Below are 20,078 nucleotides of genomic sequence, written 5' to 3'. Positions count from 1 at the left end.
TCACTCTTTTCCTATTTCCAATCCAAAAAGAAAAAGCATCCTTTTTCAAGGATGCTTTTTCAATCGCATTTAATTATGATTCAAATTGATAAAGCGGTGTACTTAAATAACGTTCACCGTTACTTGGAATAATAACGAGTACCTTTTTCCCTTTACCTAACTTTTTCGCAACTTCTGTTGCTGCATAAATAACTGCTCCTGAAGAGATACCAACTAAAATACCTTCTTCTTTAGCCACTCTTCTCGCATATTCAAATGCTTGCTCTGTTTTCACTTGAATAATTTCATCATATACTTCTACATCCAATGTCTCTGGAACAAATCCCGCCCCAATTCCTTGGATTTTATGTGGACCTGGTTTCCCACCAGATAATACTGGTGAATCCGCAGGTTCTACTGCATAAATTTTAATACCTTCATATGCTTCCTTCAGCACTTCACCAGCACCAGTAATTGTTCCACCTGTACCAATACCTGCAATAAACGCATCTAATTGGTCGCCCATTTGTTCAATAATTTCTGGACCTGTTGTTAAACGGTGAATTTCTGGATTCGATTGGTTTTTGAACTGTTGTGGTATAAAGTAGCCATGCTCTTTCGCTAATTCAGTCGCTTTACGAATTGCTCCACCCATCCCTTCAGGACCTGGAGTCAATACTAATTCAGCACCGTAAGCACGTAATAAATTACGACGCTCAATACTCATTGTTTCTGGCATTACTAAAATTGCATTATATCCTTTAGCAGCCGCTACCATCGCTAAACCAATCCCTGTGTTACCACTTGTTGGCTCAATGATTGTATCGCCCTCTTTTAACAATCCCTTTTTTTCAGCATCTTCAATCATAGCTAGTGCAATACGATCTTTAACGCTACTCCCTGGATTCATAAATTCTAGTTTTAAGTATATATCTGCGCTGTCTGATTCTACGATGCGGTTCAACTTAACGATCGGCGTTTTCCCGATTAATTCTGAAACTGATTGTGCCACTCGCATTCCTGTCACTCCTAACACCGAGTATTTTTATTGGTTTTATCTATATTTAGATTTTGTCAGAAAATTCCCTGTTTGTCAATCTATTCGGAGGGTTAATCCCCTTATTACAAATTCTCAATTAAATTTGTAATATCTTCTTTAGAGAACTTGTATCGTTCATTACAGAAATGACAATGAACTTCTGTTTCTTCTTCTTCTTCACGAATTTGCTCTAACTCTGTTTTACCTAAACTAATTAACACACTCTCAATACGTTCACGTGAGCACGTACAATTAAATTGAACATCCATTGTTTCTAATACTTTTACTTTATCTTCTCCAAGGACTGCATATAGTAGCTCTTCTGGAGAAAGACCTTGTTCGATCAATGTTGATACAGGCGGGATTTTTTGCAAACGATCTTCAATGAATGAAATTGTTTCTTCCTGTGCGCCCGGCATAATTTGAAGGATAAATCCACCCGCCGCTAATACGCTGTCATCTCCATTTACAAGGACACCGACACCAACAGAAGAAGGCGTCTGCTCAGAAACTGCGAAATAATACGTGAAATCTTCCCCTAGTTCTCCCGAAACGATTGGGGATTGACCGATAAACGGCTCACGCATACCAATATCTTTAATTACTGTTACAAAACCTTCTGTACCTACCGCTTGATATACACGTAATTTTCCTTGTTCCGTTCCTTCAAAATCAACATGTGGATTCGTTACGTAGCCACGTACATCTCCATTTGCATGAGCATCCACTAAGATAGGGCCAATCGGACCATTACCTTCTACCTTAATCGTTAACTTTTGATCACCTTTTAACATCGCACCCATCATTGTACCTGCAGTTAAAGAACGACCAAGTGCCGCCGAAGCTGTCCTCCATGTATCATGACGTCTTTGTGCCTCACTTACTGTATTTGTTGTACGTACACTATACGCACGTACTTCTCCATCAAACGCTAACGCTTTTACTAAATAATCTTTCATACTTATTTATTCACCTTTCTCCTGCTGTAAATTTGCATTACGCTCATATAACATATACAAGCCTTTTAACGTTAAAAATGGATCTACAATATCAATTACATTCGATTCTTCTGAAATTAATTTCGCCAGTCCACCTGTTGCAATAACTTTCGGTTCTTGTTTAGCTTCCTCTTTCATACGCTTAACAATACCTTCCACTTGTCCTACATAACCATAAAGAATACCTGATTGCATCGCACTTACTGTATTCTTCCCAACAACACTGCTCGGTTTTGTAATTTCAATACGAGGAAGTTTTGCCGCCCTACTATATAAAGCCTCTGCTGAAATCATAATTCCTGGCGTAATAACTCCACCCATATAATGCTTTTCTTCATTAATATAACAATATGTAGTAGCCGTACCAAAATCAACAATAATAAGTGGACTTCCATACAATTGGATTCCTGCTACTGCATTTACAATTCGATCTGCGCCTACTTCACGTGGATTTTCATATTTAATATTTAGCCCCGTTTTTATTCCAGGTCCTACTACAAGCGGTTTAATTTTAAAATATTTTTCACACATACGTTCTAAAGCGAACATAATTGGTGGTACGACTGAAGACACAATAATACCTTTCACATCTTCAAACGAGAGACCCTCATGATCAAGTAACTGTTTTACAAGCATTCCATATTCATCTTCTGTCTTATGACGATCTGTTTCCATGCGCCAATGCTGACGAAGTTCCCCCTCTTCAAACACGCCTAGTACAGCATTTGTGTTCCCTACATCCAATACAAAAATCATATTCTCACCACTTATCTTATTTAATCTATATTTGTGTAGTATGTATAAAACTTATAAAAACATCATATCACACATACTTATATAATCAGCTTTCCTATCCTCATCATTTTACAAAAAGATTGCTCTCTATTTCAATTTTTAATACTAGTTTTACTTAAATTACTTTATCCACTAAACCCTCAATAGTAATTAGCAAAAAACTTAACAAACAAAAAAGGAGTGACGATAGTCACTCCTTCATTTCTTACTTATCTTCTTTATCTTCTTTATCTTCATCGTCTTTCTTCATATTGATGTTTACTTTCACATCATCTGAAGATGTTGGACGCTCAGGTAATCTGCCATAATCATATAAATGATTAATTTGCTCTGCATCTAATGTTTCTACTTCAAGTAACGTTTTTGCGATAATATCAAGCTTATCTCGTTTTTCAGTAAGAATTTGTTTCGCACGAGCATAACAGTCTTTAATAATCGTTTGCATTTCCACATCAATTTCATGCGCAATTGCATCACTGTAGTTTTGTTCTGAATGGAAGTCTCTTCCTAAGAATACCTGACCACCTTGTGAGCTACCAAATTGCATCGGTCCAAGCTTATCACTCATACCGAATTCCGTAACCATACGTCTTGCAATACCAGTCGCACGTTGGAAGTCATTGTGAGCACCTGTACTTGCTTCACCAAATACAATCTCCTCAGCTACTCGACCACCAAGTAAACCAGTGATTTTATCAAGTAACTCTGGCTTTGTCATGAAGTAACGATCTTCCTTCGGAAGCATTACCGCATATCCACCAGCTTGACCACGAGGGACAATTGTTACTTTATGAACGACATCAGCTTCATCAAGAACAACACCAATTACAGTATGGCCTGCTTCATGGAAAGCAACGATATTACGTTCTTTTTCAGAGATAACACGACTTTTCTTAGCTGGACCTGCAATAACACGATCCGTTGCTTCATCGATATCACTCATATCAATTTTCTTCTTATCTCGACGTGCAGCTACTAAAGCAGCTTCGTTTAATAAGTTTTCAAGATCCGCACCAGAGAATCCTGGTGTACGAGTCGCAATTGCTCTTAAATTAATATGCTCATCAAGCGGTTTATTACGCGCATGTACTTTCAGTACAGCTTCACGGCCATTTACATCTGGACGATCTACTGTAATTTGACGGTCAAAACGACCTGGACGTAATAACGCTGGGTCAAGAATGTCTGGACGGTTTGTCGCAGCAATGATAATAATACCTTCGTTTGCACCGAATCCATCCATTTCAACAAGTAACTGGTTCAATGTTTGCTCACGCTCATCATGACCACCACCAAGACCTGCACCACGTTGACGACCTACTGCATCAATTTCATCAATGAAAATGATACAAGGAGCATTTTTCTTTGCATTTTCAAATAAATCACGTACACGTGATGCACCGACACCGACAAACATCTCTACAAAGTCAGAACCACTGATAGAGAAGAATGGAACACCAGCCTCACCTGCAACAGCACGTGCTAATAAAGTTTTACCTGTACCTGGAGGTCCAACTAATAGGACACCCTTCGGAATACGGGCACCAACTTCAGAAAACTTACGAGGGTCTTTTAAGAATTCCACTACCTCAACAAGTTCTTGTTTCTCTTCATCCGCCCCAGCAACATCTCTGAAACGAACTTTTTTCTTTTCATCATTATATAACTTCGCCTTACTTTTCCCGAAGTTCATAACACGGCTACCGCCGCCTTGAGCTTGATTTAATAAGAAGAAGAATAAAATGAAGATGATGACAAACGGAATGATTGAAGTAAAGAATGTTACCCAAGCACTTGTTTCTTCTGCTGGTTGATACTTAACTTCGGCACCTTTCGCTTTATCATTGATTTTCTTTTGTAATTCCTCAGTATTTGGTGCATAAGTAACAAATTGTTCTCCTTGGCTAGAGTTATTGAATTGTCCTTTTACCTCAAATACACCATTTTTCGGTTGAAGTTGCACATTACGCACTTCACCGCTTTCTAGTTTAGTAATGAATTTGTCGTAGCTAACTGATGTCGTTTTTTGTGTCGAACCATTAAAATAGCTCACGATTCCAATTACTACTAAGAATATCAGTAAATAAAAGATGGTATTACGGAAGATACGATTCATTCCTAACCTCCTCTCACGGCATAAACACTATAGTAAATCGTAACATAGAAAAACTTTCCTATACAATTGTAAAGCCTGTATTTAATTAATTTGAGTAAACGCTTGGTTTTAATACGCCTACATAAGGAAGATTACGGTACTGCTCTTTATAATCTAATCCATATCCTACTACAAATTCATGTGGAACAGTAAATCCAACATAATCCGCTTTCAGATCAACCTTACGGCCTGTTGGCTTATCTAATAATGTAACAATTTTTACAGACTTCGCTTTACGATATTTGAATAAGTCTACTAAGTAGCTTAGTGTAAGACCACTATCAATAATATCTTCGACGATTAAAATATCGCGACCTTCTACAGAAGTATCAAGGTCTTTTAAAATTTTCACTTCGCCTGTTGAAACTGTAGAGTGACCATAACTAGATACAGCCATAAAATCCATTTCAAGATATGTATCTGTTCTCTTTAATAAATCTGCCATAAATGGCATTGCGCCTTTTAATACACCAATTGCAAGAGGTACTGTGTTTTTATAATCCTCTGCAATAACTGCACCTAGTTCGCGCACCTTTTCTTGTATTTGTTCTTCAGAAATTAATACTTTTTCGATATCTTGATTCATCATTTCATTATCCTCCCGGAAGACTCCTTGCTTTTGTAGTGAATAATCATATATTTACCCTTCTTTGCCATCTCTTTCGAAATTGCAAATGCAGATCGCTTCAACAAGGGTACCCAAATAATGTTCCCACTTGCATCACAAACGACCGGCCATTCTTCCCTTTTTTCTTTTGGTACTTTCGCTTCGATAAAAATAGCTTTTATCTTTTTCGTGCCATCCATACCTTGTATTGACATGCGATCTCCATTTTCCCTAGAACGAATACGAAGTGGATATGATATATCATTATACTTAGCAACAAATACTGTTTCATTCATGTTACTTGGTATATCTTCGCTCACCTCTGTTACAAATTCATCCCCGTTCAATAGTGTAATGATCCCGGGTACTGATAAATCTTGCAAAAAAGGAGAGACGATTTCTTGTTTAAATCTAAAGCTACACTCCTCGTATGTGCGAACAATTTTCAAATCACCTGGAAAATCAAGTGAACCTGAAGGTTGTGTCCGCTTAAAAAACTCAATCACCTTGTCAATATGTATAGAAGAAAGAGAAGATGGAATCTTATATTCATAAAGATAGTTTAATATTAGTTGAATCCCTCTTCTTTGTAAAGGCATAGACATGGATTCAAAGGCAGGAATTGATAAGCTAATTTGTTTATCACTTTTTTTTGTAATTACTTTATTCATTTTCTCAAAAGCTAATTCCTGCAAATAAGCCTCATCCTCTTGCATCTGCACGCTAAATTTTTGGAATTTCTCATGCATTTGTGGATTTTCTTCTTTTAAGTGAGGAAGGACATATTTACGTAATCGATTCCTTGTATATACTTCCTTTTTATTACTCGGATCTATACGTGGAATTAAATTTAGCTTATTACAGTAATCAACAATTTCTTCCTTCGTTACCCCAAGTAACGGCCTAATTAAATATCCATTATGAAAAGGACGCTTCACTGCAATTCCTGCATATCCTTTCGGAGTACTCCCTCTTACAAGACGCATTAAAATCGTCTCTACTTGATCATCTCCATGATGTCCAAGAGCAACATATCTTGCATCATATTTCTTCATTATTCTTTCCAAAAATGCATATCTGCATTCCCTAGCAGCAACCTGTGCATTCATCCCGTATTGCTGTTGATATTGTGATACATTAATCCTTATCGTTTCACAAATAATTCCCAGTTCTTCACAAAGGTCCTGCACAAACTGTAAATCCTCATGAGATTCATCACCTCTAAACATATGATCCACATGAGCTACTACAATTTCCAACTGTTTTTCCGCTCTTTTTTCTAATAAATAATATAAAAGGGCTAACGAGTCAGGACCACCAGAAACTCCCACAACAATTGTTGAATCATTCTTTAATACATCATGCTGCTTTACAAAGTCATCTACTTTTTCAACAAATGTATCTTTCAACTTCGCAATCACCTTTCATTAAACAAGAACAGCAACATTAGTCGCCTTGTCTATAATGGTACAACTTTTACAAACATTGTGCAAAAAAAAGATATACAAAAATTACATTTTTATCTTACATCCTCCGTCTGTATTCACAAAATCAATAGCATTACCTTTTCCCACAAAAAAACCTAGGTATTCGCCTAGGTTTTTAAAATCAAATTTTAGATAAACATTCCACTTACATTTTACTGCGCCTGCATGCCTACAATCGGAATCGTAGCCCACTTCGGCATATTTTTCTTCACTTTTGCCACTACAATAGTCATATCATCATTTATATAACCATCACAAGAGCGAATCACTTCTTCCATAATGATATCAGCAATTTCTTGCGGGTCTTCGGTTTGCAATTCTTTAATTTTTCGTTTCATCCACAATTCATGATTCTCTACATGCTGCGCTCCCTCAAAAATCCCATCGCTCATCATAATAAGGATATCGCCCGTTTTTAATTGTTCACCCACCACATCAACTTCAACATCTTCGATGATTCCCATCGGCAAATTACTTGCTTCAATTTTCAAAATATTATTCGCGCGTTTAACAAAACTCGGCGTTGATCCGATCTTTAAAAACCTTGCACTCGCATCTCGCAAATCTACCATAGCTAAGTCTAATGTCGTAAACATCTCTTCCGTCGTTCTCAAAGAAAGAATTGAATTAATAGACTTAATCGCTATTTCTTCGTCAATACCGGATTGGAGTATTTTTTGTAATAATTTCACCGTTTCCTTACTTTCCATATGAGCTCTTTGCCCATTCCCCATACCATCACTAATCGCAAGTGCATATTTGCCAACACTTAAATCCATCATCGCATAAGAGTCACCCGAAACAAATCCACCGCCCTTTGCGGCTGTGGCCAATCCCGTATCAAGAGAATACGTCTTCGCCGAACCGAATGATATTAAACTGTGGCCATTCGGATAAGAAGACTTTTCTTCATGTTTAACGACAATATTTTCTTTAAGGATATCCGAAAGCATCGGTGCAACTAACTTTTCACATTCACCATGTTCATTAGATGCAACGGGAATCAACATTTCAATATCAATACTTCCTCTATCTAAACAATAAATATCAACATGCTCTACTTCGACACCAAAATCACGGAACGCTTGCATAATCTGTTCTTCCTGCACCTGATGATTTTCACGCTCTCGTTGTATCTCCTTAGCAAAATCCTCCATAACCTTTGATACACCTAATAGTTGCTCCGCAACTATTCTACGATTTTCCTTCATTTGTTTTCGTAATTTTTGTCCCTCATAGAAATGATCTAATTCACCCGCTACTAAATCCGTCACTTTTTTCCCTCTCACACAATGCTTGTCCCACTCACGAACTAATTTACGATTATGTTGCAGGGTTCCTTCTTCCGTTTCACTCATTATTTGTTTCATATAATCGTACGTTTTATCGAAATTCACTACCCAGCATTGATCCTTTTTAAAGCATGTTTGACATGTTTTCGCAGTAATTGTACTCAAAAACAAATCTGCTTCTGTCTCTTTATCTTCTTCCTCTACATACCCATATACAGAAAAGCTATTAGATAAAGCAGCAAATACATTTGCAAATTGGTTGATTTTGTTCGCTGTAACATCGCGCATCCTTCTTAAATATTGTTGTTGATCTTGCGAATGCTCTTGTGTACCTGGCATAAATTTAGCAATACGATCTAAAACAAGCTTTGGCGTTAATAAGAAGATAGCAATCGCTACGCCTGACTCAATTAAAGTCGTTACAATATTTGTCTGTTTGTCTACATATAATGTAATTAAGCTTGTCCCAATTAATAAACCTAAACTAACACCTAAACGCTTCCCTTCTTTTAACAACCCACCAAGCAATCCAGAAAAAGCAAGAAGGCTAAGCTGGGACAAGCTAGATACATTTGCTAAACTTAATATCAAACCTGTTACGACCCCCACTGTAGATCCTGTAGCAGCACCCGCAATAAATGCAAATACTAGTACTAAATACCGTGTAAAAATATGTTGAATAGAAGCATCATATACAAACCAATCTGTTGTACCCGTTAAAACAGATGCTAGTAATATAATCAAACAAACAATTTCTTCCGTCTCTAACGCCTGTTGTTTTCCTTTCCTTTCTACTAAAAGCGGAACACTTTGTAAAAATATCATAGTTAATACAAAACTAAGCCCAGCCTCAATGGTACTAACGAGTAAATCGTACATGGTGACAGTTTGTTGTGCAAAATATACAACAACTAAGTGTGCGGTTAATGCGGAGATAAATACTTGAAATGGAACAAGTCCAACGGTTTTACGTGTGAATCTACTAAAGAAGATATTATAAATGAAGAAAGTAAAGATAGATGCAAAAGTAAAAAATAAATTATCTATCGAGACTGAAAGAGCTCCTCCCATTAGAGCTAAAAATGCTAGCGGCATCTTATCCCGCTTCATAACATAAACAGCAGCAAAAAATGGTAGTGCAAACGGTAAGATATTTGTTAATATATATGCTCTTCCCAAAAGAAAACCAATAACAACAATAATAAATCCCCATCTAAAGAAAACTTGTTCAAATTTCATTCGCAACTTACTCGTCCACTTTATTCCTCCAAGCTGACTCTCATTCATTGCCAATGCACTTGTATTCATAGTATTCCTTCCTGCTTTAGGCATACTTTTAACACCACCTGCATAGTTTAATTACTGTCATTATAAAAGATGATTGTTGGGATTTTTGTCAAAACAACAGTTTTCACTTTTATAATCGTTCGACTTTTTATTCGAAATAACTCTACAGATATACACGGTATGTAAGTTATTTCAATTTTTTAATTAAATATTCAGAAAATATAGGGTGATTTTGTAGAAGTGTTGTATATCTTAATCCATTTAACAAAAAAAGATCATGCAAATTTGCATGATCTTTTTAGATGACCCGTACGGGATTCGAACCCGTGTTACCGCCGTGAAAGGGCGGTGTCTTAACCACTTGACCAACGGGCCGTTAAATTAAATATAGCGGCGGAGGGGATCGAACCCCCGACCTCACGGGTATGAACCGTACGCTCTAGCCAGCTGAGCTACACCGCCATGTCGTCGTATTTAACGGACAATTAGTATCTTACATCAGATATTATTTAAAGTCAACATATCTTGAAAACTTTTTTAAAATATATTTTCACATATAAAAAAGTACCCTGAGCCATCACTCTGGGTACCTCTCTATATGTTAAAAACTAAACGGTCTTATTATCCGCGACGTGCGCCACGGCCACCACGTTTAGACTCTGTGTTACGCTTTAAAGAAGTTAAACGATCTTCGCTATCCTTTAAGAAGCGTGCCATCTTTTGCTCAAATGTTTCTTTTGGAGCTCGGTCGTTACCGCCACCGCGATTATCTCTGTTGAAAGAGCGATTATTACGTTGTGGACGTCCAGAACGTTGTTGATCACCACCGCGTTGGTATTCACCGCGTGGACGATCTCCTTCTGTTTTTTCACGTTCTTTCGCTTTTTTGATAGATAAACCAATCTTTCCATCTTTTTCAACATTAATAACTTTTACTTCTACTTGGTCGCCCACTTTTAAGTGATCGTTAATATCTTTTACATAGTTATCAGCAACTTCACTAATATGAACAAGACCAGTTAAGCCTTCTGGCAGCTCCACAAAAGCCCCAAAATTTGTAATACCTGTTACTTTACCCTGTAACTTGCTGCCTACCTCGATTGACATAAAAAAAATGCTCCTCCTTAGTGGTTAAAAAGTCAAATTTTACTTTATTATATATAATCCTAAAATATAGTGTCAATAAGACATACTCTACTTCGAAACAGGAAAAATTATCTCCCCTTTACCAGAGAAGAAATAATCCCTTCTAGCAATCTTTAATACGTACTCTTCATCATTTAACTTTTGAACTTCGTCTTTTAGACTTTTTTCTTTATTCGTTAATGAATCCAGTTCTTTTTTCATGTCCTTAACTTTTGCTTCTTTTGCTTTAATGGAACTGTTTTGTTGATAAAACGTTACACTAATACTCGCAATAATTGTAAAAGTAAAGACAAGAAAAACCGCTAAACGGCGATAAAGTCGCTTCCTGTTCTCATCCGTTTGTATTATATGCTCTTTAACAGGATTTGGACTCTGTTTTTCGATTGTTCTTTGTCTCAGTTCCCTCATTTCCGAGGTCCCCCTAACTTCTTTTTTATACGCTCCCATATTTGGAAGATATGTCCCTTCAATTTTGCTATATATTGCAGGAACCCTATATGTTTCACTATAAAAAGTTTAACACGATTAGGGAGAAGTTTCCATATGAGCGAAGCAATAAATCGAACAGGCCAGAAAAAAACTTTCCATATGAAAAGTAATATCCAAATCACCATTTTCCATAACACATGTCCAATTGAAAGCAGTATACGAAATAAGAATAATATAAATGCAATAAATAGCTGCGCTATAATAATAACAGGTTTTATCATGAGTAGCTGTATAATTCGAACAAAAAAATATGTTGTTTGCATAAAAATATAGATGAGAAAATTTAACAGCTTCATGTATAGTGCTTTCAGTAAGCTTTGATATGCCGCAAAACCACATAATAATGCCAAAAACACATATATACGTAACTCAGCTTCATTTACGAGAAGCAATACATAAAAGACAAATAATGCTTGGACAATCCAAAATAGTATATCATGTATAAATACAAGCCAACGTTTACGTTCTTGACGCTTTAAAAAACGTTGATATGTATCTAAAGATGCTCCAATCCAAGCACCCATTCCAATCATTGAAAGCATTGTATACAACTGAATTGTTAAGCTCATTTAAACAACTTACTAAAGAAACCTTTAGTTTTTTCTCCTTGATTTTCATCAATATACAGCATCTCATGAACTTTCCCTTTAATCGACACAATACCTTTTTCTACATCTAAATTTTTCATTTGTAAATTTTGACCACGAATCGTTAAAAAACCCATTACGGTTTCGAGTAAAAACTCTTCGCTATCAAAACTCTCTACCTGCTTCACACCAGTAATATCAATTACACGCCTTCCACGCATAATAATATCATGCTCCACAGAAACATTTTGTTGATTAGAAGACGTAGGTGAGTAACCATTATTCACGTAAATCCCCCCATAGGTTTTTACTAGCTAATAGTAATGTATGAGGGGATAAATGATTTTAGAACAAGCCTTCTTCCGCTTTTACTTTTTCTTCGCGAACTAAGCTATACATATTTGCTGCATCTTCTTTTTTAGTTGTTTCTTTCAATTCATTTATTTTTACAGTCACTATTTTTTGACCAAAACGAATTGTTAATTCATCAGCTACTTTCACATCCGAACTTGCTTTTGCCACTTGACCATTAATAGATATTCTTCCTTGATCAGCTACTTCTTTCGCTAATGTTCTTCTTTTAATTAAACGTGACACTTTTAAAAACTTATCTAGACGCATCTCAAATCCCCCTATTAACGCTCTGTTTGTTTCGCTTCTTCCCATAAAACATCTAACTGTTCTAATGATAAATCTTCCATCTCTTTATTCATTTCAGCTACTTTTGCCTCCATGTATAAAAAACGACCAGTAAATTTCTCATTAGTTGAACGTAACGCCTCTTCTGGATCTATTTTATAATGACGAGCTATATTAACAAATGCAAATAGTAAATCACCAAACTCACCTAGCATCTTTTCCTCATCCATGTTTGTAACTTCTTGTTGGAACTCTTGCCATTCTTCCAAAGCTTTCTCTATCATAGGCTGCACATCAACCCAATCAAATCCAACCTTACCGGCTTTCTTCTGAATTTCATAGGCGCGTAGTAACTGCGGCAAACTTTTTGGAACGCCATTTAAAACAGATTCTTTCACGAATCCTTTTTCTTGTTTTTTAATTTCTTCCCAATTGGCAATCACTTCATCAGCATTGTTTACATCCGTATTTCCAAATACATGTGGATGGCGACGAACCATTTTCTCAGATAGAGTTCGAATGATATCATCTATAGAAAACCAACCTTCATCTTCTCCAATTTGAGCATGAAGCATAACTTGTAATAATATATCACCTAATTCTTCTACTAAGTGATCATCATCCTCTTCATCAATTGCTTCCAATACTTCATAAGCTTCCTCAATTAAATATTTCTTTAATGATTGATGTGTTTGCTTTTTATCCCACGGACAACCATTTGGGCCTCGAAGTTCTGCAATAATTTCTCTAAGTACATCGAACTGTTGATACAAGGATGCACGCTCCTGAACTGGCGGCACATACACACTCGTTAAATTATTCAATTCCGTTTCATGATCTAACATATACAACGGTACCTTCTTTACTTGTTCAAATGAAGTTCCTGCAGCTGTTACGATATACACTTCATAATCATCCGGCAACATCTCCATTAATGTTAATTTCACATCAGATGCAACGAATGCATCATATACTTGGCAAAAGATTAGATGTTGACGTAATTCTAATTGTCCTCTTTTAAATGATGTAGCGTCAAGTAATTGAAATCCTTCAATTGGATCAATCTTTAGGCTTGCAAACATAGGATCAAGGAAACTTTGTCCACCCTCAATTCGCACTTCAACATTTGAATCTTCACCTTTTTCCAACAGTAGCTGAACTGTTCTTTCTGCTACAAGCGGATGCCCTGGAACAGCATAGATAATTTCTGTACCTTCAGCTTGTTCTAGCAATTTATTCGCAATTGTTTCATATACAATTTCAAACGTATCATGCGCTTCATATACATCATCAAAAGCCGTATATTGTACGCCTTCTTTCTCCAATTCTTCTATAACTGGATGTTCCTTCGTCCTAACAAACAGATGATCTGCTTCTTTTATCTTTCGATATACACCCATCGTTAGCTGATCTAATTCACCAGCACCTAAACCTAAAATAGTAATGATTCCACTCACAATCTGTCACCTCTATCCACTCTTCTTCAATGAACCTTCTTTTTTCTCTTGTTTCATAACGGTTCCTAATTCTTTTTTTGTAAATACACGTAATTTCAAAATTAAAAACATATATGTCAATCCGCCGACAACTACACCTAGCAACGCTTCAAGCGTCGCGATTCCTCTATGTTCCGTATCAATTACTAATCCAGACACCTGCAACACACGTGTGAACATCATTAATACAAATCCCATACAGATACCACTAATCACTACACCTAACATATTTCGCTTATTGATAAGCGATCCTGATACAGCTCTCATAAGCAACAAACTATTTAGCCCAGAAATTATAATTAACGCACACAAAGTCGCAAAGGCTGCCCCTTTCACACCAAAATAAGGCATAAATATATAATTTAACGCTAACTTTAAGCAACCTCCAAATACAACAAATAATGCTGGCTTAAATGTTTGTCCCAACCCTTGTAAAATAGAAGCCGTCGTAATTGACAACGAACTAAATAAAATAGATAAAGATAAAATAGATAAAACATCTGATCCATCACTATTTTCAAACAACATAATATTCGTAGGTTGAATAATACAAGTTAGTCCAATAGCTGCTGCAAGTCCAATAACAAGTGTTATTTTCATTGCTAACTTTACCTTTTCTTGAATAAAGGAAAGCTCTCCTCTTTCCTTCGCCGCTGTAATAATTGGAATAAGTGACAACGAGAAAGAAGTCGTCACAACAGTACCTAATTGCATTAGCGGAATACTTCTATCATAAACACCCTTTAATACCTTTGCACTTTCAACCTGTTCTCCCGCACCAATAAGTAAGGTGTACAAGGATATTGAATCTGCCATCTGTATAAAAATAAGCACTAAATTACTAACACAAATCGCTAACCCCTGCCAAAAAAGGATTTTAATTATCCTCCTTTTGCCCTTAATTCTCGCTACACTTTTGAAAAATATAGAACGAAAATCTCGACGCATATACAACATAAGTACAATAATCCCAATAAGTCCACCCGCAATTGAGCCTAACATAGCCCCTGCACCAACTGTATATAAATCAAATCCGTGAGCAATTAGGAATAGCGATAAAAATACAATAATAGAAACTCGAATTGTTTGTTCTATTACTTGCGAAACAGCTGTTGGCATCATATTATTGAAGCCTTGAAAATACCCTCTTGCTACAGACAAAAACGGCATCAATAAGAATGAAAATGAAATAACACGTAGTAACTTATCTAAGTATATATCGCCCATAGCTATCGCAATTGTTTTGGCCCCAAAAAACAATGTAAAGAAGCCTATAAAACCAATTCCCAATAAAAAACAAAAAGATACACAAATAATTTCTTCTGCTTCTTTTTGTTTTCCCCGCTCTAGTCGTTCTGCAACCATTTTCGAAATGATAATAGGAAACCCATAAGTAGCTAAAATTAAACAAAATCCATAAAACGGGTAAATTTGTTGGTAAATATAAAAACCAATATCACCCGCTATATTTTGATATGGAATACGGTAAAAAGCGCTTAATACTTTTGTAACAAAACTTGCAATCGTTAATATAATAGCCCCACGCCAAAAGGCTTGATACTTCTTTGCTTCCATACAAGAAAACTCCTTTTTCTATTCTCACCTCTCGTATTATATCATAAAGAAATGAACAAGCTGCCTTACCACCACGGGTAATAATAGGTTCCTGCACCGTTAAAAATACTCAACGAAAAAAGGTAGCAAAGCGCTACCTTCATTCAATATACATATATCTCCAAATAATTGATTTCTCAAAAAGAAAGATCATAATTAGGAAAAATTGCTACTTCTAAAATTATACACCCTTACTGTTCCATTTGTTTCGCTAAGAAACTGGCAGCAGTATTAACCGCTTTATGCTCGATTTCGCTTATAATAGCTTCTTTCGAAAAAATAATGACAGCTCCAATTGGGTCTCCGTTTGCAACAATCGGTCCAACTGTATAAGAATGAACCTTTTCTGTTACACCATCGATAATGGAAATATCACTTTCGTCCGTCATAATAACAGACTTTCGTTCTTCCATCGTTTTTTCGATTAAATCGCCAACACTTTTATTTAAGTATTCTTTTTTCGATACGCCTGATACTGCGATGATAGAATCTCGATCACAGACAAGCACATTATGTCCTAAGCTGTCATATAAAGCCTCAGCATATTCTTTTGCAAAATCACCTAGTTCACTAATTGGAGAATACTTCTTTAAAATTACCTCTCCATCGCGATCAACAAATATTTCTAGTGGGTCTCCTTCTCGAATACGTAAAGTTCTACGAATTTCCTTCGGGATTACTACCCTGCCTAAATCATCAATTCGACGTACGATTCCAGTTGCTTTCATTCTAATGCTGCCTCACTTTCTACTGATGATCAAAGTGGTGAATTTACCTGTTCATGTAAAAATCACCAACTGTTAGACATAGTATTTTACACATTAGTTCTTCTATGCACGTCGAATTGTATTTTTTTATCTTATTTTAGGCATTTATTACTTCTTTTTTTACATCTGGTAAGCCTTTTAATAAATTTTCAGCAATTGTTAACCACTTCGATGTCTCTAAACCATTTGTTTTCATAACAATTTTCAATTGTGATCCTTCCATTCCTAAACCGATCATACGTCCAAAACTATTTCCAAGCATGAATAATTTTCCACCATCAATATTTTGACTTGCTTGTTCAGAAAACAGGAATGTTACTTCAAATTTATTCTGTTTAATTAACTCAATTTGTTCTTTCATTGCCAACACTTTAATATTTGCAATTTGTAATAAATAACCGACTTCTTGTGGATAATCACCGAATCTATCGATCATTTCTTCCTGCAATTCTTCAATATCCTCAATTGCAGAAACACCTCTAAATTGTTTATACATCATAATTTTTTGCTTACTATCTGAAATATAAGCATCTGGTAAGTATGCATCTACCTCTAAGTCAATTTCAACATTAACTGTATTTTCAGCCCCATCTGTTCCTCTACGCTGTTCAATTGCATCTTTTAACATTTGAGAATATAGATCAAATCCGACAGAATCAATAAATCCATGCTGCTCTGCCCCTAACAAATTACCCGCTCCACGAATAGATAAATCTCTCATTGCAATTTTGAAACCAGATCCAAGTTCCGTGAACTCTTTAATTGCTTGCAGACGCTTCTCTGCAACCTCTGACAGCACTTTGTCACGTTTATAGGCAAAGTATGCATATGCAACACGATTAGAACGTCCAACACGCCCACGAAGCTGATACAACTGTGATAATCCCATACGATCTGCATCAAATACAATTAACGTATTTACATTCGGAATATCTACACCCGTCTCAATAATTGTTGTACTTACAAGAACATCATGCTGTCCTTCTAAAAATGATAGCATAACAGACTCTAATTCACTTTCGTTCATTTTCCCATGTGCGTACGTTACGCGGGCATCTGGAACTAACATCGAAATTTCATCTGCTTTTCTTTCAATATCCTCTACACGGTTATATAGGAAGTAAATTTGACCGCCTCTTGCAAGCTCTCGCTCTATCGCCTCTCGCATTAATGCTGGATTATACTCTACTACATACGTTTGGACTGGGAAACGATTTTCTGGCGGTGTCTCAATAACAGATAAGTCGCGCACACCAAGCATAGACATATGAAGCGTCCGCGGAATCGGAGTTGCCGTTAATGTTAATACGTCAACATTCGCCTTCAATTGTTTAATTTTCTCTTTATGCGTCACACCAAATCTTTGTTCTTCATCAATAATAAGAAGCCCTAAATCTTTATAAGCAACATCTTTAGATAAAATACGATGTGTTCCGATTACAATATCTATTGTGCCATCCTTTAAACCCTTAATCGTTTCATTTTGTTGTTTTCTCGTACGGAATCTACTTAATAATCCTATATTGATTGGATAATCTTGAAAACGCTCTCGAATTGTTTCATAGTGTTGCTGCGCAAGAATCGTTGTCGGTACTAAAATTGCAACTTGTTTTTCATCCATAATTGCTTTAAATGCCGCACGAATAGCCACTTCAGTCTTTCCATACCCTACATCACCACAAAGGAGCCTATCCATCGGGCGTCCGCGTTCCATATCTTTTTTAATCTCGTCAATAGAACGTAACTGATCCTCTGTCTCTTGATATGGGAAAGATGATTCGAACTCTTGTTGTTCTGCTGTATCTGGCGTATATGCATAGCCTTTTGAAGCTTCGCGTTCAGCATATAGTTTAATTAGGTCATCCGCAATGTCTTGTACAGATTTTTCAACTTTCGTTTTAACCTTTTTCCAATCATTACCACCTAATTTATAAACTTTTGGATCCTTACCTTCAGACCCTACATATTTTTGGACTTGATCAATTTGTTCAATTGGAACGTATAACTTATCATTACCTTGATATTTAATATTTAAATAATCTTTATGAACACCATTAATCTCTAATGTCTCAATACCTAAAAATTTACCTATACCATGATTTACATGAACTACATAATCTCCAACTTTTAATTCCGAATAACTTTTAATACGTTCAGCATTCGATAACTTTTGTTTACGTTGTGATTTTTTAACTTTCTTATGAAAAAGCTCCTTTTCAGTAATGACAACAAGCTTTTGCATCGGCATTTCAAATCCTGCATGTAAATCACCTACAGCAATTTGTAACCTTCCAGGCAATAAGATATCTGTACCTTCTACAATATCTGCCTCAATATCATAATCACTTAAAATATGTTGTAATTTTTTCACACGTTCATCATCTGTTCCAAGTACAACAGTCGTAAAATGCCCTTCATTCCATCTATCAATTTCTGTTTTTAACAAATTCATCTGTCCATGGAAATCTTGCATTGTTTTACATGTTACATTCACAATATTTTGCGGATGTGTGTGTGCAATATGACGCAAGAATAACGTTAAATATACAAAACTTCTTTTTTTATGATGAAGAAATCCCTCGAATGCGTGAGAGAAAGATAAATCTTGAATAATTGTTCCTTCACCAAGAAGTGATATATACCATTCCGCCTCTTCTGTTTCTAGATGTGATGCTGTTTCTTGAATACGGGAAATCTCATCTAAAATTACAACACCGTCTTCTGGTAAATAATCTATCAGACTAGCAGGTTCTTTATAGAAAATAGATAAGTATTTAAACATCTGTTCTATACTTTGCCCGTTTTTCAACATCTCAATTTCATGACTTACCGTCTCAAGTACTGTAGTCTTTAGTTTATCATCAGAAAGTTTTTGCATCGTCTTAGTCAAACCTTCTTCAAGATGCTGAATTCCTGATTTTAATTCTTCCTGTGAAAATAAAAACTCTGTTGCCGGACCAAACTTAACGCTTTCTTTTTTTCCTTGAGAACGCTGTTCATCCACATCAAATAATCGAATAGAATCGACTTCTGTATCGAAGAATTCAATACGAAATGGTAGTTCTTCAGTTAAAGGATAAATATCTAATATTCCCCCGCGCAAACTGAACTCCCCTGGAGCTTCTACCATCGACTTACGTTCATAGCCAATATGATGTAAAGTATGCAAGAGCGCATCTAAATCAATCTCTTGCCCTAGATTGATTTCAACTTGCTTTTGCTTCCACAATTCTTTTATTGGTAAAAATCTACGCAATCCTGCCACTGGAGCTACAATGATTCCATTCTCTCCCGCAGCCAAACGATTTAATACTTCTATACGTTGCGCCTTCAATTCTGGACTTGCAACCCCAATTTCCGATGCTATCAGTTCATTCACTGGATATAGCCACACATCTTTTTCACCAAGTAACGCCACTAAATCTTCATGTACTTTTTGCGCTTGATATAAGTTATGTGTCACGATTAATTGTGATTTTTTTGTTTTTTTATATAAAGCCGCCATTAATAATGAACGAGAAGACGTTGCCATCCCTGATATAAGTTGTTCCTTTAACCCATCTTCTAATCCATTAATAACCGATTGTATCTCTTCATTTTTATAAAATTGCTCTAATAAACCTATCATTTTTAAAACTCCTCTCAACATAAAGAGCAAGTCATTCTATTTTATGCAAATATTTCGGAAAAGGAAAACAGAA

The 20,078-nt window shown here is 36.0% G+C and carries 16 protein-coding genes and 2 tRNA genes; all 18 read right to left on the bottom strand.

From position 1 onward, the window contains the following. Positions 1-73 precede the first annotated feature (73 nt). The 18 genes from cysK to mfd all read right to left on the bottom strand — a co-directional run bounded on the left by cysK (position 74) and on the right by mfd (position 20,005). Positions 74-997 carry a cysteine synthase A gene (gene cysK, locus JFU02_RS19530; protein WP_001261711.1) on the bottom strand — a complete coding sequence of 308 codons (924 nt, stop codon included), beginning with the start codon at positions 995-997 and terminating at the stop codon, positions 74-76. 104 nt (positions 998-1,101) lie between these two features. Further along, on the bottom strand, positions 1,102-1,977 hold the full coding sequence (gene hslO / locus JFU02_RS19525; RefSeq protein ID WP_000656367.1) for a redox-regulated molecular chaperone HslO: 876 nt from the start codon (positions 1,975-1,977) through the stop codon (positions 1,102-1,104). Positions 1,978-1,983: 6 nt separating this feature from the next. Beyond that, complete coding sequence (locus JFU02_RS19520; protein ID WP_000578366.1) at positions 1,984-2,772, bottom strand: type III pantothenate kinase; 789 nt, start codon at positions 2,770-2,772, stop codon at positions 1,984-1,986. Between the two features lie 244 nt (positions 2,773-3,016). Further along, complete coding sequence (gene ftsH, locus JFU02_RS19515; protein WP_016079510.1) at positions 3,017-4,927, bottom strand: ATP-dependent zinc metalloprotease FtsH; 1,911 nt, start codon at positions 4,925-4,927, stop codon at positions 3,017-3,019. 85 nt (positions 4,928-5,012) lie between these two features. Continuing rightward, positions 5,013-5,555 (bottom strand): hypoxanthine phosphoribosyltransferase, encoded by a 543-nt coding sequence (gene hpt / locus JFU02_RS19510; protein WP_000981846.1) that lies wholly within the window; start codon positions 5,553-5,555, stop codon positions 5,013-5,015. After that, positions 5,552-6,982 (bottom strand): tRNA lysidine(34) synthetase TilS, encoded by a 1,431-nt coding sequence (gene tilS / locus JFU02_RS19505; RefSeq protein WP_000655456.1) that lies wholly within the window; start codon positions 6,980-6,982, stop codon positions 5,552-5,554. The genes hpt and tilS overlap by 4 nt, the downstream gene beginning before the upstream one ends. Before the next feature lie 230 nt (positions 6,983-7,212). Beyond that, complete coding sequence (gene spoIIE, locus JFU02_RS19500) at positions 7,213-9,684, bottom strand: stage II sporulation protein E (RefSeq protein WP_001123551.1); 2,472 nt, start codon at positions 9,682-9,684, stop codon at positions 7,213-7,215. A gap of 258 nt (positions 9,685-9,942) precedes the next feature. Continuing rightward, a tRNA-Glu gene (locus tag JFU02_RS19495) sits at positions 9,943-10,014 on the bottom strand. 13 nt (positions 10,015-10,027) lie between these two features. Beyond that, positions 10,028-10,101 (bottom strand) — tRNA-Met (locus tag JFU02_RS19490). A gap of 159 nt (positions 10,102-10,260) precedes the next feature. Next, complete coding sequence (locus JFU02_RS19485; protein WP_000021451.1) at positions 10,261-10,746, bottom strand: S1 domain-containing RNA-binding protein; 486 nt, start codon at positions 10,744-10,746, stop codon at positions 10,261-10,263. 87 nt (positions 10,747-10,833) lie between these two features. Beyond that, the gene (gene divIC, locus JFU02_RS19480; protein ID WP_001208739.1) at positions 10,834-11,193 is read right to left on the bottom strand and encodes a cell division protein DivIC; all 360 of its coding nucleotides are present in this window, start codon (positions 11,191-11,193) and stop codon (positions 10,834-10,836) included. After that, complete coding sequence (yabQ, locus tag JFU02_RS19475) at positions 11,190-11,843, bottom strand: spore cortex biosynthesis protein YabQ (RefSeq protein WP_000059770.1); 654 nt, start codon at positions 11,841-11,843, stop codon at positions 11,190-11,192. Before yabQ ends, divIC begins: the two co-directional genes overlap by 4 nt. Beyond that, the gene (gene yabP / locus JFU02_RS19470) at positions 11,840-12,148 is read right to left on the bottom strand and encodes a sporulation protein YabP (protein ID WP_001059105.1); all 309 of its coding nucleotides are present in this window, start codon (positions 12,146-12,148) and stop codon (positions 11,840-11,842) included. The genes yabQ and yabP overlap by 4 nt, the downstream gene beginning before the upstream one ends. A gap of 58 nt (positions 12,149-12,206) precedes the next feature. Continuing rightward, the gene (locus JFU02_RS19465; RefSeq protein ID WP_001234876.1) at positions 12,207-12,482 is read right to left on the bottom strand and encodes an RNA-binding S4 domain-containing protein; all 276 of its coding nucleotides are present in this window, start codon (positions 12,480-12,482) and stop codon (positions 12,207-12,209) included. 14 nt (positions 12,483-12,496) lie between these two features. Then, on the bottom strand, positions 12,497-13,957 hold the full coding sequence (gene yabN / locus JFU02_RS19460) for a bifunctional methyltransferase/pyrophosphohydrolase YabN (RefSeq protein ID WP_061666994.1): 1,461 nt from the start codon (positions 13,955-13,957) through the stop codon (positions 12,497-12,499). A gap of 12 nt (positions 13,958-13,969) precedes the next feature. Next, positions 13,970-15,571: a putative polysaccharide biosynthesis protein gene (locus JFU02_RS19455; RefSeq protein WP_201071501.1), complete on the bottom strand. Its 1,602-nt coding sequence runs from the start codon at positions 15,569-15,571 to the stop codon at positions 13,970-13,972. Between the two features lie 230 nt (positions 15,572-15,801). Then, the gene (gene spoVT / locus JFU02_RS19450) at positions 15,802-16,338 is read right to left on the bottom strand and encodes a stage V sporulation protein T (RefSeq protein WP_000648306.1); all 537 of its coding nucleotides are present in this window, start codon (positions 16,336-16,338) and stop codon (positions 15,802-15,804) included. 136 nt (positions 16,339-16,474) lie between these two features. Then, positions 16,475-20,005 (bottom strand): transcription-repair coupling factor, encoded by a 3,531-nt coding sequence (gene mfd, locus JFU02_RS19445; protein ID WP_061666992.1) that lies wholly within the window; start codon positions 20,003-20,005, stop codon positions 16,475-16,477. Positions 20,006-20,078 lie beyond the last annotated feature (73 nt).

The sequence above is a fragment of the Bacillus sp. TH13 genome (assembly GCF_016651175.1).
GTDB lineage: Bacteria > Bacillota > Bacilli > Bacillales > Bacillaceae_G > Bacillus_A > Bacillus_A thuringiensis_S.
The sequence above is the reverse complement of the archived record's forward strand: the minus strand, read 5'-3'. Positions and strand labels throughout refer to the sequence as shown.